Origin of the sequence: Providencia sp. Me31A (assembly GCF_050487165.1) — a bacterium.
GTDB lineage: Bacteria > Pseudomonadota > Gammaproteobacteria > Enterobacterales > Enterobacteriaceae > Providencia.
In genome coordinates this window covers 1-19,606 of sequence record NZ_JBKQGZ010000039.1, presented here as the reverse complement: position 1 = coordinate 19,606, position 19,606 = coordinate 1, and the positions used below count along the sequence as shown (strand labels likewise).

The window sequence follows — 19,606 nt, the reverse complement described above, 5'->3', positions numbered from 1 at the left end:
GCCGCTATCATACTCCGCCATCAACTCGCCATGGTATGCCGTATGGCGGTTAGCTGCGCTTGCTGTTGTTGGTTTTGTTGCTTTATCGTTCGGATATCTTCGCTGTCGGGGATTAACACCAAACAGCTATCCGAAAAAGCAGAAGACATTAAGAAATTGATGAAAGAAACGGAGAGTTATAAAAATCTGTCACCAGAAGAGCAAATAAAAAAAGCCCAAAAGTTAGCCGAAGACACGCAAGAAATATTAGCCTCATTAAATGCATGTGCACGGGCACGAAAATGTAACTTAGTCCCTTATTCTGTAAAAAATGCCATTAAGGGGGCTAGAGGGAGTAAAACGGAGCCTGCCAACAACGGCGGCTGTTGCAAAGGGCAAACGGGGCATCATTTAATTTATTCCAATATGATAAAAGACGCCTGTCCAAATTATGATGCATCCGTTGCTCCGACCGTTTTTGTCGAAGGGACTTCTTGGCATAGTGGGAGCCATGGGCGTATTCATACGGCGATGGATGATGAACTTAGCCCCTTAGTTAAAAATAATAAATTAGATAATAATACTCTGAGTATGGATCAGGCGATTGATGCGGCAGTACGTTCCCACAAAAAAACATTTCCATATGCCAACTGTTCTAATCATTGCATAAGAGAACAACTTAAGGGCTACTACTTGCCGATGTGTAAGAATGCACGATTGCCTGCCAAAGACTCTCGAGGTAATCCAATAACAGTTGAAAAAGAGAGAGAAAGATAATGAGTTATGTTACTAAAGAACATTGGGCTAAATATATCAAAGGGTATATTTTTACTGGATGTGCAATCCGAGATAAAAATATCGTGTATTTTTGCTTACGCAAAGATGTTCCCTATGAAAAAGCCAGAAATCTCTGGAATAGTGAAATACCTTCACAGTTGTTATGTATTTATTTAGATACACCAGATGACCCGATTGATTATATTAGATTTGAGGGGTTTGATAGTCCTAAAGTGGGAGTTTGTTTCAAACCAAAAGAACAAGGGATGCTTGCTTCTAGAGGGGATGATGGGTTTGTAAAATCTATGGGTAGTGGTTCTAAGTTTCCCTTAGAAAAGGTCATGGAAGGTGATTTTGCAAATCCTAAAAATATCAAATGCATTGAAGGTTATGCCTATTATGTCGGCTCTGCACGTGAAATTTATAAACGTGTCGACATTGGAAAATGGGTGCGACTTCAAAAAGGTATTCCAGGTGGAGAAACAGATACCGATATGGGATTCACGGATCTTGATGGTTTTTCAGAGCAAGATATGTATGCCGTTGGCGGTGAAGGGGATGTCTGGCACTATGATGGTGAACAATGGATCCCCTGTGGCTTTCCCTCCAATGAACAATTAAGCGCAGTGCTGTGCGCCCCAGATGGTTATGTGTATATCGGTGGTGAAGGCGGCAGCCTATGGCGTGGCCGTCAATTCCAATGGGAAAAATTGTACCACGGGGGCTCGACGATTTTACTGAATCAACTGCGCTGGTTTGAAGATAAAGTCTGGGCTTGTGATGACTATCGTTTACAGTGTTGGGACGGCAATGAAATGGTACGCCCGATGGATGGTGATGAATCTGTTCTTCTGTCTGGCCATATGGATGTGCGTGACGGCATTTTAGTGGTAGCGGGTGATTATAGTGTAGACCTGTATGATGGAACGGTATGGCATAAGATTGTTAGGCCTTATAGTTAATAAAACATGTTTAGTAGATAAAAATATGTCAACAGTAATCTCTATTGATTTTCCAAATCCAATTCCGATTATTCGGCAGTATCTGAATAATGCGACGTTTTATTATAAAACGCTACATGAAAGCCGTTATTCTTCATTAATTAATGTGGAGCAGTTTAATCACTTTAATGCACTATTAAACGCGAACCTTGACGGTTTATATCATGCCGGGCAGCTTGGTTTACATGAAGCACTGTCCGCATTAAAACGTTGGAAAGGTTATGAGGATGCCTTTATTTATGCTTCGCTTTTTAATGAGCTAGATAATGAAAAAGGTGTTGATAACTTTTGGCGAATGATAAAAACATTAGGCTTTGATGCATTTATTGGTGCTATAGATGCTCTGGTTCGGGTGGAAATCACATCTAGAAATGCGCAATTAGCAATACTTAAAGATATTGATTTATATTTTTTTTATATCGCGCTATTGAAAATAAAAACATATGATGATGAGGTTATTCAATACGAAACGTTTTTACAGTATTTAAGTTCCCCATCAAAAGAGGTCAAAATAGCGCTATGTGACTATACGAAAAATATGAGACTAAACAATGTATCTGAAGACCTATGGCAGCTCTTTAATCATGAAATAGATCTTACAATAAAATATGCCGCTATAGAGGCAATTAGTTGGCTTTCAGATGACTATAATCGTATTTATTCCGCATTAATTCAACTAATTAAGTTATATTTAAATGAAAATAGCTTAAAAGGAAGTAAAAGCTTAATTCATTCACAAATAATAGAGAATATCGCTAGGTTGATGGGTTATACATCTTCTATGCTTGATGGAGTTGTATTATCAGAACAAATACAATTACTGCCTGATTACTTAAAGATTGTTTATTATGCTAATTCCGGTAATACCGCTTATCTTCAAAACCTTATTGGTTATCTTGATGTCCCTGAATTATCGCGCTTAGCATTTAAAGGTATTTGTTTGATTACAGGCATTGATGTGAATTCGCCTGAATTGACATTTGCCTCTATAGAACAGGTCGAATTAGCGGTTGATAGCCGAGTTCGTTTTCTTTCATCAAGTGTTAATCAAGTTAATCAAGAAGCAGTAAAAAGAACAGTACTATCACTGAATTTGAAAGGGAAAGTACTTTTAGGTAAAACTATTTCTATTTCTCATTGTGAGGCAGTTATTCAAAATGGTTGTCAGCTTGAAAGGCATATAGCAAATTGGCACTTATTTCATCTGAGCAATAAAATTAAATACAGTGATATTTGTTACTTTAATCGAATAAATATAAGGAGTAGAGGTGATTAATTACCCAGATTTAAATAAAGACAATATTCGTTATCAATCAGCCTTTGGAAAAAAACTGGTGATAAGTTTTTGTGCTTCTTGGTGTCATAATTGTGAATCATGGAAAGACACTTTCACGCTTTTGTCTGAAAGATTTGTTGATGATTGTTTTATTTGGATTGATATCGATGAATATCCTGAATTAGTGAGTGAAATTGATCTAGATGTAATTCCGGTGGTACTGATACAAAAGAAACAAAATATTCATTTTTTAGGTCCCATTAGGCCAGGACTAGACGCCATCATAAGTATCTTAAACTCAGATAAAGTGATGGACGTTGAGTTTGATCCTGGCGTAAGAGAGTACTTAACTGCTCCTGATTTCCAACAAAGAACACCGTATTAATATGGTTATCCGAATGCCTTACCTTACTGTAAATCAAACAATTTGATAAAAGTAACGATAGAATTAGAAGTTTGTCGAGGAAAAGGAAAATAAGATGCGCGATGAAGCTTTTGAATTATTTGTTGAAAAATTTGGAGAAGCCACTATATCTCGTTTTGTTTCTGAGGAGGAAATTGATAAATGGCGAGGAAAGTTACCTGAATTGCTCTTAGCCTATTGGCACAATGAAGGGCGGAGTAGTTATTATAATGGATTATTTACTATTGTGGATCCTGATGACTATGAGGATATTGTAGATGAGTGGCTGGAAAACACCTATTTAGAGGAGATTGATAGCTTTCATGCGATTGCTATTAATGGATTTGGGAATATCTATTTATGCGGTGAGAAAACAGGGCAATGTGTAGTTATTAATTCGGTATTTAATACTGTATTTGTACAAACTAAAGAATTGAAACGACAGCATACTGAAAAAAGCTTAAATATTAGTATAGAGACTCTATTTGCATTTTCTAGGATAGATAGACACAGTAAAGAAGGCCTATTTGAAAAGGCAGTGAAAAAATTTGGGCCTCTTGGTGATAATGAAATATTTGGTTTTGAGCCTGCGATTATTTTAGGTGGGGAACTTGATATTAAACATATACAAAAAGTCGACGCACGTATTCATTTATCTATTTTGGCCCAACTAGCTGAGCCGAAAATTAACGAAATTAATGTGTAGTTTCAAAGAGGATGTATAATGAGAGACCTTTATTTTTCATCAATAATTGACAGCCTTGGTGAAGCAACAACCTCTCGTTATGTTTCAACTGAGTATATTACAAAATGGAAATCAACTTTACCCGATAATTTACTTGCCTGTTGGGTAAATGAAGGCTGGAGTAGTTATCAATATGGCCTTTTCTCCTTAGTAAATCCATCTCTGTATAAAGATGTTGTTCTTGAATGGTTAGATGGTACACATCTAATTGAAATAGATAATTTTCAGGTGATCGCCATTTCAGGTTTTGGTGATCTTTATTTATTGGGTGAGCGATATGGATTTATTTGTAGGGTGTTAGTGCGCTATGGCGTCATTGAAACTTTATCGGAGATAAATAAAATAGCTCAAAATGAGCTAAATAGGCACATTCATCAAATTTACCAAACAATAAATAAAAAAAATCTTGATCCCGCTGATATGTTTTTTTCTTTAATTGAAAGGCATGGCGTGTTAAATGAAAATGAAATTTTTTGTTTTGAACCAATGATTCAAAAATTAGAAGTACCGAACTTTATTGCATCTAAAAGGGGAAATGCTATTGATTATTTATTAGAATTAAGAAAAATAATTACACCCACAATCAGATTTATTTAAAAAAACGTTTCTACTTACAATAACATATTCACTGAAATAATATAAATTAAATAATAGACTGAGTTCTTATGGTTGTGAGCTGAACAATGCAGTCGGGCAAGAATACCTTCGCCGCAGTGAGGCGGGGTTTGTCAATTCAAGCCATTACACCTCCACCGGATTACTCGCCCATCAACGGGCGGGGCGTGGCAGTGATAATTTCTTACAATCTTTGCAACATAATCCACATCAGCCGCCATTTTGTACCGATGTGCACCGTTCTTATCAATACGACCGTGCACACAATGTAGTGCGTATTGAAGATGACCGTTGGAAGCAAATCACCTATCGGTATAACGCGAACGACCAAATCATCGAAACCCAATACAGCAACCAAATTGGCAATCGTGATGAAAAGTTCCTTTATGATGCGAACTTAAACCTCACCGAGCACATGACGTTACCGTCGGATGCGCAAGGGGCGATGTTGCAGTTATTCCAGCAACAACAAGCGGGGCGTGTTACACGGCGCGATACGGCAAGGGGCTATCAGCTTTATCATTATGATGTGAATGGGCGGCTAGAGAAGAAAATCGTTCATGAACAGGGTTACCGACCGAGAGAATGGCGCTATCTGTGGAGCACACAAAACCAACTGACCGCGTGTTTCACACCTAGAGGGGATTGTTGGCGCTATACCTACGATGCGTTTGGTCGCAGGCTGAGTAAAACGCAAACCGTGGATAGCCAAGCGGCACATGTTAATCCACGGTTTCCCCAACTTAAGCCCAAAGTGACAGCATGGCACTATTTGTGGTCGGGCGACCAAATGGTGGAGGAAACGCCAATTTATGCCGATGGAACACCGGCTTATGATTCACAAATTCAATGGTTGTACGAGCCGGGGGCCATTACACCGACGGCGCGCTATCAAAATGGCAAATTGCATTATGTGGTGACCGACCACCAAGGCACGCCGCGAGAGATTTTCACGGAAGCGGGTAAGGCGAGCTGGGCGGGGCGCCTGAATACGTGGGGGCAGATGCAATTTTGGCAATCCCGCGATGGCCTTGCTGACAATGACCCTAATTATACCGAATGCCACTTTCGTTTTGCAGGTCAATATGAAGACCGAGAAACGGGCTTGTATTACAACCGCTTCCGCTATTATGATAAGGACAACGGGCAGTATATCTCCCCCGACCCAATAGGGCTACTGGGTGGATTGAATCCGTATGGGTATGTGCATAGTCCAGTGGGTTGGGTTGATCCGTTTGGGTTGAGTGGAACTTCGAGTATTAAACAGACAGGCGGTAGGCAGGTTTTAGATCCTGAGAGTATTGCTGGTTGGGAAAAAGCAGAAATTTTTTATAATAAAATCAGGAATGATCCTACTGATATTGCTCAAATAGCAAGAAATACAGGTTGGAAAGAATCTCATATCTCAAGAGTAAAAAATCATGTGTTTTTTAAAGAGCATCATTTAGATCATGGTATCTTTGGTAAATTTGATGCGGACCCTGCAATGGTAAATGCATGGGAGCGTTTAAAGAAAGGTGATTATATCAAATCAGATATTGATTTATTAAGACATGAATATTTTGAGTCTAGATTTGAAGGGATTTTTTCAACTATTTATCGAACCGCACATGACGCAGCGATTAAATCTGGAAGAGATTGGAAACCTTAATAATGGCATTTTATATATTAATAAATAAAGAGAAAGAAAATGAGCAAACAGCTCAATATAGTTTTTATCCTAGTGAATTAAGTAATGAATGTGATGGATATGGTTTATTGGAAATAAGCAAAGAAAATGGTGAAGTAACATTAATAAAACCAGCTTATTCAGATCAAGGAAAACATTTTTTTATGAGAGCGTCCCGTAAAATATATGTACACTGGAGAAATGGGGAATTGCCAGAGAAAACTCAGTGGGTTTCATAAGCACCCGAGAGCATAATAAGCTAGAAAATATCTTACTTACTATGCTTAAGTATAATTTGACTAACTTCTAATTATTTTTTAGCGCTAACATACTCCGCTATCAGCTCGCACATGGCGTGCCGTATGGCGGTTAGTTGCGCTTGCTGTTGTTGGTTTTGCTGCATCATCGCTCGGATGTCTTCACTGTCGGGGATTAACACCAAACAGCCGTTTAAAATCTTCACCGTGAACGCGAAACCGGTCTCAAAAACTGCGTCTTTTAGCCACTGCCCTTTAAGGTGAATTGCGGGCAGGCCGTGGCAGTAAAAATTTCCTGCAATCACTACAACATAACCCGCATCAGCCACCATTTTGTACCGATGTACACCGTTCGTATCAATACGACCGCGCACACAATGTGGTGGGCATCGAGGATGACCGCTGGAAGCAAACCACCTATCGGTATAACGCGAACGACCAAATTGTTGAAGCCCAATACAGCAACCAAATTGGCAATCGTGATGAAAAGTTTCTTTATGATGCGAACTTAAACCTCACCGAGCACATGACGTTACCGTCGGATGCGCAAGGGGCGATGTTGCAGTTATTCCAGCAACAACAAGCGGGGCGTGTTACACGGCGCGATACGGCAAGGGGCTATCAGCTTTACCACTACGATGTAAACGGGCGGCTAGAGAAGAAAATCGTTCATGAACAGGGTTACCGACCGAGAGAATGGCGCTATCTGTGGAACACACAAAACCAACTGACCGCGTGTTTCACGCCTAAAGGGGATTGTTGGCGCTATACCTATGATGCGTTTGGCCGACGGCTGAATAAAACGCAAACCGTGGATAGCCAAGCGGCGCATGTCAACCCACGGTTTCCCCAACTTAAGCCCAAAGTGACAGCATGGCACTATTTGTGGTCAGGCGACCAAATGGTGGAGGAAACGCCAATTTATGCCGATGGAACACCGGCTTATGATTCACAAATTCAATGGTTGTACGAACCGGGGGCTATTACACCGACCGCCCGTTATCAAAATGGCAAATTACATTATGTGGTGACCGACCACCAAGGCACGCCGCGAGAGATTTTCACGGAAGCAGGCAGGGCGAGTTGGGCGGGGCGCCTGAATACGTGGGGCAGATGCAATTTTGGCAATCCCGCGATGGCCTTGCCGATAATGACCCAACTTATACCGAATGCTACTTCCGTTTTGCGGGCCAATATGAAGACCGAGAAACGGGCTTGTATTACAACCGCTTCCGCTATTATGATAAGGACAACGGGCAGTATATCTCCCCCGATCCCATAGGGCTATTGGGTGGTGTGAATCCGTATGGGTATGTGCATAATCCAGTGGGTTGGATTGATCCATTAGGATTAAATGCTTCTTTATCCGGTGGTACTTATGCAGCCAGCTCAGCCCAAGGAGCATTGCTCAATCAGTATTACAATACAGCAGAAAGTGCAAATGATGCTGTAAATAGCTTAAAGACGACAGGAAAGCTTCCTAATAATTACGTAACAAAATCTCAAGCTGAAGCAGCTGGTTGGTCTAGAGGGAAAGCTCTTGGTAATTATGTTCCTGGAGGGCAAATTGGGGGAGATATTTTTGCTAACAGCACAAGTATTTTACCTGATTCCCCTGGAAGAATATGGTATGAAGCCGATATTGGTTTGGACAATAAAATGTCTAGAGCTAAGCAGCCAGGAACTCGTTTATTGTATTCTAATGATGGATTAACTTACATAACATCTAATCATTATGAAACAGCTGAATCATTAGATATTTATAATTGTAAAGGGAAAAAATAGTCATGAAGAACATCATATTAGATGGTAATCAGCAAAGCACTCCTCTAGAGGTATACAAAGTATTTTGTAATGAATTTGATTTTGGTCCTTATTTTGGAAATAATCCTGATGCATTATATGATTTCATGATTCCAATCGATAAATGTGATAAACCTGTAATTATTACTTGGAAAAATAGCAATGTTTTTAAAAGTAAGTACCCAGTAGAATTTGAACAATTACAGTCTGTCTTCAAAAAAATATCAGAATTTGAAAAGTTTAACAAAAAAAACTTTGATTTTGAGCTCTTATAAGATAGGTCTTTTTATCTGTATAACCGCTTAAATATTTAGCCAGAAGATCTTCCAATCTTCCAATCTTCCAATCTTCCAATCTTCCAATCTTCTGGCTTCTTTGTTTCTTAGAGCCGCTTTACCTTTAACCTCTGATATATTCCGCCATCAACTCGCGCATGGTATGCCGTATGGCGGTTAGCTGCGCTTGCTGTTGTTGGTTCTGCTGCTTTATCGCTCGAATGTCTTCGCTGTCGGGTATCAAGACCAAACAGCCGTTTAAAATCTTAACGGTGAACGTGAAACCGGTCTCAAAACCTGCGTCTTTTAGCCAATGTCCCGTTAAGTGGATTGCTAGTCAACCCACGGTTTCCCCAACTTAAGCCCAAAGTGACGGCGTGGCACTATTTGTGGTCAGGCGACCAAATGGTGGAGGAAACGCCAATTTATGCCGATGGAACACCGGCTTATGATTCACAAATTCAATGGTTGTACGAACCGGGGGCCATTACACCGACGGCGCGCTATCAAAATGGCAAATTGCACTATGTGGTGACCGACCACCAAGGCACACCGAGAGAAATTTTTACAGAAGCGGGTAAGGCGAGCTGGGCGGGGCGCCTGAATACGTGGGGGCAGATGCAATTTTGGCAATCCCGCGATGGCCTTGCCGACAATGACCCAACTTATACCGAATGCCACTTTCGTTTTGCGGGCCAATACGAAGACCGAGAAACGGGCTTGTATTACAACCGCTTCCGCTATTATGATAAGGACAACGGGCAGTATATCTCCCCCGACCCAATAGGGCTACTGGGTGGGTTTAATCCGTATGGGTATGTACACTGTCCGACAGGTTGGGTTGATCCGTTTGGGTTGAGTGGTAGCTCAAAACTTGATGGTTCTTTAAGTGAAAATAAAACCCGATTTTTGGTTGATTCAAAGGGGCAAGTTCTAGATCTAGAATATTTTAGAAACTTAAAATTTGATGGGCAAGTGATAGATGCTGGACGAAGTGGTAATAAATTACCAGCAATGAGTACTCCTAATACTTATCTAAAAACGACTGGAGGGCATGTAATTGTTTATGGTTCTGATGGTCGACGCCTCGCAGATGTTAGCTCAAATAGAATTAAAATAACAAAATGGAATAAAAATCCGAAGACTGGAGAGTTATTTCCTCATTCAGGTAGTGAAACTAAGTTTGCAGATAGGGATGTTCCTGATGAAATTAGAATATTATTGGGGTTAGAATGAATATATATAATAGTATAGTTTCGAATGCTTTACTTACGAAGTTTCCATCAGGTTATCCTGCAAATGTACCATTGACCAATTTTGTAGCAAATTGTGTTGATTTAGAAGGTGTTCTAGCCTGTGCAAGTTTATTTTGCCCAACATTTATTGAAATAGATAATGTTATTTATCGAAATGATGATACAGATGAACAATTTAAACCATTTGAGGGAGATGGCAAGGATAAAAAAACATTAGAAATGACTAATAATAATTTTTGTCTTTCTGAGTTTTTTTTAATGGCGGCAAGTGAAGCAAGCGAAAGTGTAGAATTAATGGCCAAATTTTCTAGTGTATTAGAGTATTTTTGGCGTCAAAGGTTGAAAGAACTTTTTCCTGAAAAAGAATTTGAATTTATCCATTCCGAGAATGGATTGTTTGATGAAGATGGTTTTTGCATGACCTTTTATGAAGTTGAATAATAAAAGTTTATAACCAGAAGATCTTCCAATCTTCTGGTTTCTTCATTTTTAAGAGCCGCTAAGTTTACCTTTTAGCAGCAGATAGACTCCGCCATCAGCTCGCGCATGGTGTGCCGTATGGCGGTTAGCTGTGCTTGCTGTTCTTGGTTCTGCTGCTTTATCGCTCGGATGTCTTTGCTGTCAGGGATTAACACCAAACAGCCGTTTAAAATCTTCACGGTAAAAGTGAAACCGGTCTCAAAACCTGCGTCTTTTAACCAATGCCCTGTTAAGTGGATTGCCGGCGGTGGACTGGTTTTACTGCCACTCGGGGCATACCCCACCGTGTAATAACGCTCTGTTTTGGGGGCTTTATTTACCGCTCGGTTTTGCTTAGAATGCGCCTTAGCTAAAACAGGTAAACTTGAAAAAGTACGCGTCGAGATTTTAAGGTTCACGAAAACCGCTTAGCCAGCCAAACGCTCTTTAAAAAGTGATGTGTATCAGTTGGTTGAACGCATCCGGCAGTACAACGGCGTCGGAATACGCCCTATGACCCAATAGGGCTACTGGGTGGTGTGAATCCGTATGGGTATGTGCATAATCCGACGGGTTGGGTGGACCCGTTTGGGTTGGCATGTTGTCCAACATCCCTATTAGGGAATGCCATAAAAAAATCTGATGGCTCAGATTTAATTACCATTCCAGAAAATGCGAAAGTTCGTAAACTGACTCCTCCAGAAGGATATAGAGGAGACTACGGATATGAATATAAATGGAAGAATGCTAACGGTGGTACAACGACAGTGCGTATTCATGATATAGATGGGGTAGCACCTGCTGGTTCAAATGCTAGTCAAGGCTGGGTTGTAAGGGTTATGGACGGTAAAAAAAGTATGGATATTAATGGAAATTATCATCCTGCTGGTATTTTTAACCCTGATAGCCCTAATTATAATCCATCACTAATTAATGATGTTCATATCCCTATAAATAAACCGACGAAATTTCCAGGGGTTCCATAATGTTTAAAGATTCTGATTCTTTTCTAAAGAAAAAAATAGAAGAAATAAAATTATCATTGTCAAATCAATGTACTGATATGTATGAATTAATAGGTTCAGTCCATGATTTATTTTCTTCAGCTTACACTAATAAATTAGTGGCTAGCAAAGAGGTTGTTGAAGAACTTTGGGATGTACTGCTTAGTGTATTCCTTAAAAGCAATTTCTATGAAAATAGATACGATGCGATCTTCGCTATGAGTGATATTCATCTTTATGCAAAAAAAATAAAAATAAACTTAGAACTAGATGCAATAAAAAAATGGAAAAATAACAGTAATACATCGGATTCAACAGAAGAGATATTAGAGTGTATTGATGACATACTAACCTAATAAAAGAAAGTATTGAACAAGGTGAAAAGTGAATTAACTGAAATGATAAGAGTGGAGGTTCCTCAAGAATACAAGCCATCATATCCTAGATTCATCATGGATTGGCCTGATGAAACTGGTCTTATCTCAGCTTTGATTGATGCTGATTACAAAAAAATAAGGAAAAAAAGTAAAATTGCCTATCTAGAAGCCAGAAGATCTTCAAATCTTCTGGCTTCTTCGTTTTTAAGAGCCGCTAAGTTTACCCTTTAGCTGCAGATAGACTCCGCCATCAGCTCGCGCATGGTATGCCGTATGGCGGTTAGCTGCGCTTTCTGTTGTTGGTTTTGTTGCTTTATCGTTCGGATATCTTCGCTGTCGGGGATTAACACCAAACAGCCGTTTAAAATCTTCACGGTAAAAGTGAAACCCGTCTCAAAACCGGCGTCATTTAACCAGTGCCCTGTTAAATGAATTGCCGGTGGTGGGCTGGCTTTGCTGCTGCTCGGGGCATAGCCCACCGTGTAATAACGTTCTGTTTGGGAAAGAATTCAAGCCATTACACCGCCACCGGGTTACTCGCCCATCAACGGGCAGGACGGGGCAGTGAACATTTCTTACAATCACTGCAACATAACCCGCATCAGCCGCCATTTTGTACCGATGTACACCGTTCGTATCAATACGACCGCGCACACAATGTGGTGGGCATCGAGGATGACCGCTGGAAGCAAACCACCTATCGGTATAACGCGAACGACCAAATCATCGAAACCCAATACAGCAACCAAATTGGCAATCGTGATGAAAAGTTCCTTTATGATGCGAACTTAAACCTCACCGAGCACATGACGTTACCGTCGGATGCGCAAGGGGCGATGTTGCAGTTATTCCAGCAACAACAAGCGGGGCGAGTCACACGGCGGGATACGGCAAGGGGCTATCAGCTTTATCATTATGATGTGAATGGGCGGCTAGAGAAGAAAATCGTTCATGAACAGGGTTACCGACCGAGAGAATGGCGCTATCTGTGGAACACACAAAACCAACTGACCGCGTGTTTCACGCCTAAAGGGGATTGTTGGCGCTATACCTATGATGCGTTTGGCCGACGGCTGAGTAAAACGCAAATCGTGGATAGCCAAGCGGCGCATGTTAATCCACGGTTTCCCCAACTTAAGCCCAAAGTGACGGCATGGCACTATTTGTGGTCAGGCGACCAAATGGTGGAGGAAACGCCAATTTATGCCGATGGAACACCGGCTTATGATTCACAAATTCAATGGTTGTACGAACCGGGGGCTATTACACCGACGGCGCGCTATCAAAATGGCAAATTGCACTATGTGGTGACCGACCACCAAGGCACGCCGCGAGAGATTTTTACAGAAGCGGGTAAGGCGAGCTGGGCAGGGCGCCTGAATACGTGGGGCAGATGCAATTTTGGCAATCCCGCGATGGCCTCGCCGACAATGACCCCAATTATACCGAATGCCACTTCCGTTTTGCGGGTCAATATGAAGGCCGAGAAACGGGCTTGTATTACAACCGCTTCCGCTATTATGATAAGGACAACGGGCAGTATATCTCCCCCGATCCGATAGGGCTATTGGGTGGGTTTAATCCGTATGGGTATGTGTACTGTCCGGTAGGGTTTATAGATCCGTTTGGGTTGGCGGGTTGTCCTTTAACCTTTGCGAAAGGTACTGCTGAAAGTGCTTTTTCTAATCCTAAGCGTGTTCAACATGCAGCGCGTCATTTAATTGATGAAGGTGTTTTACCAAATTGGAATAAAAATACAGCGGTAAAATTTAAAGAAATGGGAATAGATATTTTAGAGAATCCTGTTTCTACATTTGAACATGTGTTAAGAGATGGAAATGCCGTAACTGGCTTTACTGGGGTAGCAAATGGTAAAACAGTTGCTTTTATGGTTTATAAAGAAGGTCCTAATAAAGGATTAATAGCTACCTCAATAGTTCCAGATTCACAGCAAATTGCAAAGTGGGGAATTCCACGGTGATAACAAAAGATATTTTAGGCATTTATTGGAATAGTACTTTTGGGGATGTAGATGGACAGACTTTTTATCTTTTCAATAAAGATGCTGATTATATTACACCTAATTTTCCAATTTTTTTGTGGCCAGAAGGAACTGAAACAAAAAAATATAAATTATTTGGTAATGAATGGGTTACATGGGTTTGGGATGTTAGGTTTTCTACATATCCAGACGAATGGAAAGTAGTCACGAAAAATACTTTAACTTATTTTATAAGCCATGGTGCTAGGATTAGTTGGTGTGGACTTGACGGATATTTCTCTGATCCTCCAGGGCTTTTTGACCCTAGCGAAATGTCAGGTGGCGTATATGCAGCTTTAACGGCTGATAATAATTTTATTTGCCATACAGATCTTTATAGTAAATATCAGCCTTTAAATGATAATGAGTTAATGAACTTAAAAAAACTAGTTGATATTTAATTTAGTCGAAAATAAGCCAGAAGATCCTTTAATCTTCTGGCTTATTAGTTTTTAAGAGCCGCTCAGTTTACCCTTTAGCCGCTGATATACTCCGCCATTAGCTCGCGCATGCTGTGCCATATGGCGGTGAGCTGCGCTTGCTGTTGTTGGTTTTGCTGCTTCATCGCTCGGATGTCTTCGCTGTCTGGTATCAATACCAAACAGCCTTTTAATATCTTCACCGTGAACGTGAAACTGGTCTCAAAACCCGCTTCCTTCAACCAATGCCCCGTTAAGTGGATTTCAGGTGGCGGGCTGGTTTTACTGCCACTCGGGGCATACTCAACTGTGTTAACTATCTGTTTTCTTAGCTTTATTTACGCTGCCACCTGAGTTAGAACCGGCGCCTGCAATATAGCTATACACTATACCGCAACCGGATTATTAGCCCATCAACGGGCGGGGCGTGGCAGTGAAAACTTCTTGCAATCGCTACAACATAACCCGCATCAGCCGCCATTTTGTACCGATGTGCACCGTTCTTACCAATACGACCACACACACAATGCGGTGGGCATTGAGGATGACCGCTGGAAGCAAACCACCTATCGGTATAACGCGAACGACCAAATCATCGAAACCCAATACAGCAACCAAATTGGCAATCGTGATGAAAAGTTTCTTTATGATGCGAACTTAAACCTCACCGAGCACATGACGTTACCGTCGGATGCGCAAGGGGCGATGTTGCAGTTATTCCAGCAACAACAAGCGGGGCGTGTTACACGGCGAGATACGGCAAGGGGCTATCAGCTTTACCACTACGATGTAAACGGGCGGCTAGAGAAGAAAATCGTTCATGAACAGGGTTACCGACCGAGAGAATGGCGCTATCTGTGGAACACACAAAACCAACTGACCGCGTGTTTCACGCCTAAAGGGGATTGTTGGCGCTATACCTACGATGCGTTTGGTCGCAGGCTGAGTAAAACGCAAACCGTGGATAGCCAAGCGGCGCATGTCAACCCACGGTTTCCCCAACTTAAGCCCAAAGTGACGGCATGGCACTATTTGTGGTCAGGCGACCAAATGGTGAAGGAAACGCCAATTTATGCCGATGGAACACCGGCTTATGATTCACAAATTCAATGGTTGTACGAACCGGGGGCTATTACACCGACCGCCCGTTATCAAAATGGCAAATTACATTATGTGGTGACCGACCACCAAGGCACGCCTCGAGAGATTTTTACAGAAGCGGGTAAGGCGAGCTGGGCGGGGCGCCTGAATACGTGGGGGCAGATGCAATTTTGGCAATCCCGCGATGGCCTCGCCGATAATGATCCAACTTATACCGAATGCCACTTTCGTTTTGCGGGCCAATATGAAGACCGAGAAACGGGCTTGTATTACAACCGCTTCCGCTATTATGATAAGGACAACGGGCAGTATATCTCCCCTGATCCGATAGGGCTATTGGGTGGTGTGAATCCGTACGGGTATGTGCATAATCCGACAGGTTGGATAGATCCGCTTGGGTTGAGTGGCACTTCAAAACTTGGTGGTGATTCAGAGACTGTTGACTTATATAGAGCTGTTGGCCCTGATGAGCTAAACAATATAAAACAAACTAATGCTTTTAATAACCCTGCAGGTATTGAAACAAAATACTTTACTACTTCCGGTGAGAAAGCTTCAGAATATGGGAAAAAAGCAGTCTTAGGTTTTGGTGATGAACCATATACCATTGTGAAAACAAGCGTACCTAAAAACTTAATTAGTGATCCTAAATTCTATGCTGAGGTCGATGGAGGCATTCCTGCATATGTTCTACCAAGTGATATTTTGGCAGGCTTAAAACCTAATGTTTTAAACCATTCCCCTTTGCCAGGAAAATAATATGAAGAAAGCTTATGCAACAATAACCCTCTTTAAAACAGAATTGGGGGGCCGTAAATTACCCATAATATCAGCAAGATATTATGGGTGTCCTTTGTTTTTTGAGTCACCGAAAGAACTTACTTCACATGGGTTTGACTGTAGGATGTTAGTTAATGAAGCAGGTGTTGATATATATCCCGGTGAATCTAAAGATAATATTCCAATTATTTTTTTATCTCCAGATGAAGTATTCCCCTATTTAAAAGTAGGGACTAGTTTTGATATGTGGGAAAATGGATATATAGGTAAAGGTGTAATAACAAAAATATAATTACGACAGTAAGCCAGAAGGTTGTTTAATCTTCTGGCTTCTTCGTTTTTATAGCTGCTCAGTTTACCCTTTAGCCGCTGGTATACTCCGCCATTAGCTCGCGCATGCTGTGCCATATGGCGGTGAGCTGCGCTTGCTGTTGTTGGTTTTGTTGCTTTATCGTTCGGATATCTTCGCTGTCGGGGATTAACACCAAACAGCCGTTTAAAATCTTCACCGTGAACGTGAAGCCTGCCTCAAAGCCCGCGGATTTTAGCCATTGCCCTGTTAAGTGGATAGCCAAGCAGCGCATGTTAATCCACAGTTTCCCCAACTTAAGCCCAAAGTGACGGCATGGCACTATTTGTGGTCAGGCGACCAAATGGTGGAAGAAACGCCAATCTATGCCGATGGAACACCGGCTTATGATTCACAAATTCAATGGTTGTACGAACCGGGGGCTATTACACCGACCGCCCGTTATCAAAATGGCAAATTGCACTATGTGGTGACCGACCACCAAGGCACGCCGCGAGAGATTTTTACAGAAGCGGGTAAGGCGAGCTGGGCAGGGCGCCTGAATACGTGGGGGCAGATGCAATTTTGGCAATCCCGCGATGGTCTTGCCGATAATGACCCAACTTATACCGAATGCCACTTCCGTTTTGCGGGTCAATATGAAGACCGAGAAACGGGCTTGTATTACAACCGCTTCCGCTATTATGATAAGGACAACGGACAGTATATCTCCCCCGATCCGATAGGGCTGTTGGGAGGGTTAAATCCTTACAGTTACGTACATTGTCCGACAAAATTTATTGATCCTCTAGGTCTTGCCGGAGGAATTGGAAATAAGGGCGAATGTAGTAAACCTGATTTTTATGTTGGGCCTGCTGGGCCAAGTGCGACAATGCCTTCCAAAGCCTATAGATATATGGATAGCCAATCTGAATGGACTGCCGCTACAATAGAAAGTAAAACTGCACCATTGAGCTATTTTGGCTATACAAAGTATGGCTCCGGTAAAGAAGCTCGTGATGCCTATCAAATATTTTATGAAAAAGGCAATCCTGCATCTTGGAGTGATGCTCGACTACTGGGTGAATTTGATACATTGCAACTTTATAAAAATGGGGTACCACAAGTTAAAGTTCCTCTTGCTAATGGTGGTAAAGGACCTGAATTTGAACTATTCACTAGTGCGTATCCTCAATATGGTAAAGGCGGTGCAGTCCAGTTATTACCTGTAGAGAAAAATTTACCTGTAACTTTCGATAAAGTTACAATTATTCCGGAATAATTATATGACAGAAGATGAATTACGAAAAAACCTTAGATATTTAGCCAATAAATACGTAATTGATGAAAATAAAAAAGATGAAATATATAATTATATTGATAGAGATGATGTTCCTGTAAAAGGAATATTGGCGGATATTAATGATTTTGGAGTAAAAATAATTAGTCAAGATGATGGCAGCTTAATTCGCGCTATTTACTTTTATTATTGCTAATTAGTTTATCAATCTAAAAGAAGCCAGAAGGTCTTCCAATCTTCTGGCTTCTTCGTTTTTTTAGAGCTGCTCAGTTTACCCTTTAGCCGCTGATAGACTCTGCCATCAGCTCGCGCATGGTATGCCGTATGGCGGTTAGCTGCGCTTGCTGTTGTTGGTTCTGCTGCTTTATCGCTCGAATGTCTTCGCTGTCGGGGATCAACACCAAACAACCGTTTAAAATTTTGACGGTGAACGTGAAACCTGTCTCAAAACCCGCGTCTTTTAACCAATGCCCTGTTAAGTGGATTGCCGGCGGTGGGCTGGTTTTACTGCAATTCGGGGCATAGCACACCGTGTAATAACGTTCTGTTTGGGAAAGAATTCAAGCCATTACACCTCCACCGGATTACTCGCCCATCAACGGGCAGGACGGGGCAGTGAACATTTCTTACAATCACTGCAACATAACCCGCATCAGCCGCCATTTTGTACCGATGTACACCGTTCGTATCAATACGACCGCGCACACAATGTGGTGGGCATCGAGGATGACCGCTGGAAGCAAACCACCTATCGGTATAACGCGAACGACCAAATCATCGAAACCCAATACAGCAACCAAATTGGCAATCGCGATGAAAAGTTCCTTTATGATGCAAACTTAAACCTCACCGAGCACATGACGTTGCCGTCGGAAGCGCAAGGGGCGATGTTGCAGTTATTCCAGCAACAACAAGCGGGGCGTGTTACACGGCGGGATACGGCAAGGGGGTATCAGCTTTATCATTATGATGTGAATGGGCGGCTAGAGAAGAAAATCGTTCATGAACAGGGTTACCGCCCAAAGGAATGGCGCTATCTGTGGAACACACAAAACCAACTGACCGCCTGTTTCACACCTAAAGGGGATTGTTGGCGCTATACCTATGATGCGTTTGGCCGACGGCTGAGTAAAACGCAAACCGTGGATAGCCAAGCGGCGCATGTCAACCCACGGTTTCCCCAACTTAAGCCCAAAGTGACGGCGTGGCACTATTTGTGGTCGGGTGACCAAATGGTGGAGGAAACGCCAATTTATGCCGATGGAACACCGGCTTATGATTCACAAATTCAATGGTTGTACGAGCCGGGGGCCATTACACCGACGGCGCGTTATCAAAATGGCAAATTGCACTATGTGGTGACCGACCACCAAGGCACACCGAGAGAAATTTTCACGGAAGCGGGTAAGGCGAGCTGGGCAGGGCGCCTGAATACGTGGGGGCAGATGCAATTTTGGCAATCCCGCGATGGCCTTGCCGACAATGACCCAACTTATACCGAATGTCACTTCCGTTTTGCGGGTCAATATGAAGACCGAGAAACGGGCTTGTATTACAACCGCTTCCGCTATTATGATAAGGACAACGGGCAGTATATCTCCCCCGACCCGATAGGGCTACTGGGTGGTGTGAATCCGTATGGGTATGTGCATAGTCCGACAGGGTTTATTGATCCGCTGGGGTTGGCGGGTGGTTGTTGTGATGAACTATTAAAAAACCAAATAGGTAAAGAATGGGATGTTGGTGATTATTCTGTACTTAGAGATTCAGTTGTAGGACA

27 protein-coding genes and 4 pseudogenes are annotated in these 19,606 nt (G+C 41.9%); 25 read left to right on the top strand and 6 right to left on the bottom strand.

Annotation, left to right across the window (positions count from 1 at the left end; translation table 11 throughout):
• From ACLPIE_RS21530 to ACLPIE_RS21495, 8 genes are all read left to right on the top strand, one after another.
• Positions 1–756, top strand: a 756-nt coding sequence (locus ACLPIE_RS21530; RefSeq protein WP_430263711.1) for an HNH/endonuclease VII fold toxin-2 domain-containing protein, incomplete at its 5' end; no start/stop codon positions are given.
• A complete protein-coding gene (locus tag ACLPIE_RS21525) occupies positions 756–1,718 on the top strand; it encodes a beta propeller repeat protein (protein ID WP_094960741.1) in 963 nt (320 codons plus the stop codon). The genes ACLPIE_RS21530 and ACLPIE_RS21525, both read left to right, overlap by 1 nt.
• Positions 1,719–1,743: 25 nt before the next feature.
• On the top strand, positions 1,744–3,033 hold the full coding sequence (locus ACLPIE_RS21520) for a hypothetical protein (protein ID WP_430263710.1): 1,290 nt from the start codon (positions 1,744–1,746) through the stop codon (positions 3,031–3,033).
• Positions 3,026–3,418, top strand: coding sequence for a thioredoxin family protein (locus ACLPIE_RS21515; RefSeq protein WP_430263709.1), 393 nt, complete (start codon positions 3,026–3,028; stop codon positions 3,416–3,418). Before ACLPIE_RS21520 ends, ACLPIE_RS21515 begins: the two co-directional genes overlap by 8 nt.
• Positions 3,419–3,512: 94 nt before the next feature.
• Positions 3,513–4,142, top strand: coding sequence for a GAD-like domain-containing protein (locus tag ACLPIE_RS21510; protein WP_430263708.1), 630 nt, complete (start codon positions 3,513–3,515; stop codon positions 4,140–4,142).
• A gap of 18 nt (positions 4,143–4,160) precedes the next feature.
• The gene (locus ACLPIE_RS21505) at positions 4,161–4,778 is read left to right on the top strand and encodes a GAD-like domain-containing protein (RefSeq protein WP_430263707.1); all 618 of its coding nucleotides are present in this window, start codon (positions 4,161–4,163) and stop codon (positions 4,776–4,778) included.
• A 211-nt stretch (positions 4,779–4,989) separates the two neighbouring features.
• Positions 4,990–6,447: an RHS repeat domain-containing protein gene (locus ACLPIE_RS21500; RefSeq protein WP_430263706.1), complete on the top strand. Its 1,458-nt coding sequence runs from the start codon at positions 4,990–4,992 to the stop codon at positions 6,445–6,447.
• Positions 6,448–6,449: 2 nt separating this feature from the next.
• Positions 6,450–6,704 (top strand): hypothetical protein, encoded by a 255-nt coding sequence (locus tag ACLPIE_RS21495; protein ID WP_430263705.1) that lies wholly within the window; start codon positions 6,450–6,452, stop codon positions 6,702–6,704.
• A 71-nt stretch (positions 6,705–6,775) separates the two neighbouring features.
• Here ACLPIE_RS21495 and ACLPIE_RS21490 read toward each other — a convergent pair whose 3' ends face one another.
• A complete protein-coding gene (locus tag ACLPIE_RS21490; protein ID WP_430263704.1) occupies positions 6,776–7,096 on the bottom strand; it encodes a SymE family type I addiction module toxin in 321 nt (106 codons plus the stop codon).
• Between the two features lie 152 nt (positions 7,097–7,248).
• On the opposite strand from ACLPIE_RS21490, the pseudogene ACLPIE_RS21485 reads away from it, so the two are divergent.
• The 3 genes and pseudogenes from ACLPIE_RS21485 to ACLPIE_RS21475 form a co-directional block, all read left to right on the top strand.
• Positions 7,249–7,791 (top strand): annotated as a pseudogene (locus tag ACLPIE_RS21485) (RHS repeat-associated core domain-containing protein); the annotation flags it as partial.
• A gap of 44 nt (positions 7,792–7,835) precedes the next feature.
• On the top strand, positions 7,836–8,507 hold the full coding sequence (locus ACLPIE_RS21480; protein ID WP_430263703.1) for an RHS repeat-associated core domain-containing protein: 672 nt from the start codon (positions 7,836–7,838) through the stop codon (positions 8,505–8,507).
• 2 nt (positions 8,508–8,509) lie between these two features.
• On the top strand, positions 8,510–8,800 hold the full coding sequence (locus ACLPIE_RS21475) for a barstar family protein (protein ID WP_272526485.1): 291 nt from the start codon (positions 8,510–8,512) through the stop codon (positions 8,798–8,800).
• A gap of 124 nt (positions 8,801–8,924) precedes the next feature.
• Here ACLPIE_RS21475 and ACLPIE_RS21470 read toward each other — a convergent pair whose 3' ends face one another.
• Positions 8,925–9,131: a SymE family type I addiction module toxin gene (locus ACLPIE_RS21470; protein WP_430263714.1), complete on the bottom strand. Its 207-nt coding sequence runs from the start codon at positions 9,129–9,131 to the stop codon at positions 8,925–8,927.
• Positions 9,132–9,205: 74 nt separating this feature from the next.
• Between ACLPIE_RS21470 and ACLPIE_RS21465 the strand changes: the two genes are divergently transcribed.
• Both ACLPIE_RS21465 and ACLPIE_RS21460 read left to right on the top strand, forming a co-directional pair.
• On the top strand, positions 9,206–10,036 hold the full coding sequence (locus tag ACLPIE_RS21465; protein ID WP_430263702.1) for an RHS repeat-associated core domain-containing protein: 831 nt from the start codon (positions 9,206–9,208) through the stop codon (positions 10,034–10,036).
• Positions 10,033–10,497: a hypothetical protein gene (locus ACLPIE_RS21460; RefSeq protein ID WP_430263701.1), complete on the top strand. Its 465-nt coding sequence runs from the start codon at positions 10,033–10,035 to the stop codon at positions 10,495–10,497. Before ACLPIE_RS21465 ends, ACLPIE_RS21460 begins: the two co-directional genes overlap by 4 nt.
• 71 nt (positions 10,498–10,568) lie before the next feature.
• On the opposite strand, the gene ACLPIE_RS21455 is transcribed toward ACLPIE_RS21460, so the two are convergent.
• Positions 10,569–10,934, bottom strand: coding sequence for a SymE family type I addiction module toxin (locus tag ACLPIE_RS21455; protein ID WP_430263700.1), 366 nt, complete (start codon positions 10,932–10,934; stop codon positions 10,569–10,571).
• A gap of 96 nt (positions 10,935–11,030) precedes the next feature.
• Between ACLPIE_RS21455 and ACLPIE_RS21450 the strand changes: the two are divergent.
• The 4 genes and pseudogenes from ACLPIE_RS21450 to ACLPIE_RS21435 all read left to right on the top strand — a co-directional run.
• Positions 11,031–11,115: pseudogene (locus ACLPIE_RS21450) on the top strand (RHS repeat-associated core domain-containing protein); the annotation flags it as partial.
• Entirely contained in the window at positions 11,094–11,501 is a 408-nt protein-coding gene (locus tag ACLPIE_RS21445) for a polymorphic toxin type 30 domain-containing protein (RefSeq protein WP_430263713.1), read from the top strand. The pseudogene ACLPIE_RS21450 and the gene ACLPIE_RS21445, both read left to right, overlap by 22 nt.
• Complete coding sequence (locus ACLPIE_RS21440; protein WP_430263699.1) at positions 11,501–11,875, top strand: hypothetical protein; 375 nt, start codon at positions 11,501–11,503, stop codon at positions 11,873–11,875. The genes ACLPIE_RS21445 and ACLPIE_RS21440 overlap by 1 nt, the downstream gene beginning before the upstream one ends.
• Positions 11,876–11,896: 21 nt before the next feature.
• Positions 11,897–12,127 (top strand): hypothetical protein, encoded by a 231-nt coding sequence (locus ACLPIE_RS21435; RefSeq protein ID WP_430263698.1) that lies wholly within the window; start codon positions 11,897–11,899, stop codon positions 12,125–12,127.
• Here the strand turns inward: ACLPIE_RS21435 and ACLPIE_RS21430 are convergent.
• On the bottom strand, positions 12,124–12,375 hold the full coding sequence (locus tag ACLPIE_RS21430; RefSeq protein ID WP_430263697.1) for a SymE family type I addiction module toxin: 252 nt from the start codon (positions 12,373–12,375) through the stop codon (positions 12,124–12,126). The genes ACLPIE_RS21435 and ACLPIE_RS21430 overlap by 4 nt on opposite strands.
• Between ACLPIE_RS21430 and ACLPIE_RS21425 the strand changes: the two genes are divergently transcribed.
• From ACLPIE_RS21425 to ACLPIE_RS21405, 5 genes and pseudogenes are all read left to right on the top strand, one after another.
• Positions 12,325–13,458: an RHS domain-containing protein gene (locus ACLPIE_RS21425; protein WP_430263696.1), complete on the top strand. Its 1,134-nt coding sequence runs from the start codon at positions 12,325–12,327 to the stop codon at positions 13,456–13,458. The two genes, ACLPIE_RS21430 and ACLPIE_RS21425, sit on opposite strands and share 51 nt — an antisense overlap.
• Positions 13,392–13,877 carry an RHS repeat-associated core domain-containing protein gene (locus ACLPIE_RS21420; RefSeq protein WP_430263695.1) on the top strand — a complete coding sequence of 162 codons (486 nt, stop codon included), beginning with the start codon at positions 13,392–13,394 and terminating at the stop codon, positions 13,875–13,877. The genes ACLPIE_RS21425 and ACLPIE_RS21420 overlap by 67 nt, the downstream gene beginning before the upstream one ends.
• A complete protein-coding gene (locus tag ACLPIE_RS21415) occupies positions 13,874–14,338 on the top strand; it encodes a hypothetical protein (RefSeq protein WP_430263694.1) in 465 nt (154 codons plus the stop codon). The genes ACLPIE_RS21420 and ACLPIE_RS21415 overlap by 4 nt, the downstream gene beginning before the upstream one ends.
• 1,083 nt (positions 14,339–15,421) lie before the next feature.
• A pseudogene (locus ACLPIE_RS21410) lies at positions 15,422–15,862 on the top strand (RHS repeat-associated core domain-containing protein); the annotation flags it as partial.
• A 355-nt stretch (positions 15,863–16,217) separates the two neighbouring features.
• The gene (locus tag ACLPIE_RS21405) at positions 16,218–16,529 is read left to right on the top strand and encodes a hypothetical protein (protein WP_430263693.1); all 312 of its coding nucleotides are present in this window, start codon (positions 16,218–16,220) and stop codon (positions 16,527–16,529) included.
• A 70-nt stretch (positions 16,530–16,599) separates the two neighbouring features.
• Here the strand turns inward: ACLPIE_RS21405 and ACLPIE_RS21400 are convergent, their stop codons facing one another.
• On the bottom strand, positions 16,600–16,821 hold the full coding sequence (locus ACLPIE_RS21400) for a SymE family type I addiction module toxin (protein WP_430263692.1): 222 nt from the start codon (positions 16,819–16,821) through the stop codon (positions 16,600–16,602).
• A 6-nt stretch (positions 16,822–16,827) separates the two neighbouring features.
• Between ACLPIE_RS21400 and ACLPIE_RS21395 the strand changes: the two are divergent.
• Positions 16,828–17,808 (top strand): annotated as a pseudogene (locus tag ACLPIE_RS21395) (RHS repeat-associated core domain-containing protein); the annotation flags it as partial.
• A 4-nt stretch (positions 17,809–17,812) separates the two neighbouring features.
• A complete protein-coding gene (locus tag ACLPIE_RS21390) occupies positions 17,813–18,022 on the top strand; it encodes a hypothetical protein (protein WP_430263691.1) in 210 nt (69 codons plus the stop codon).
• 82 nt (positions 18,023–18,104) lie between these two features.
• Here ACLPIE_RS21390 and ACLPIE_RS21385 read toward each other — a convergent pair whose 3' ends face one another.
• Positions 18,105–18,386 (bottom strand): SymE family type I addiction module toxin, encoded by a 282-nt coding sequence (locus tag ACLPIE_RS21385; RefSeq protein ID WP_430263712.1) that lies wholly within the window; start codon positions 18,384–18,386, stop codon positions 18,105–18,107.
• Between ACLPIE_RS21385 and ACLPIE_RS21380 the strand changes: the two genes are divergently transcribed.
• On the top strand, positions 18,375–19,606 hold a 1,232-nt coding region (locus ACLPIE_RS21380), incomplete at its 3' end, for an RHS repeat domain-containing protein (RefSeq protein WP_430263690.1). The two genes, ACLPIE_RS21385 and ACLPIE_RS21380, sit on opposite strands and share 12 nt — an antisense overlap.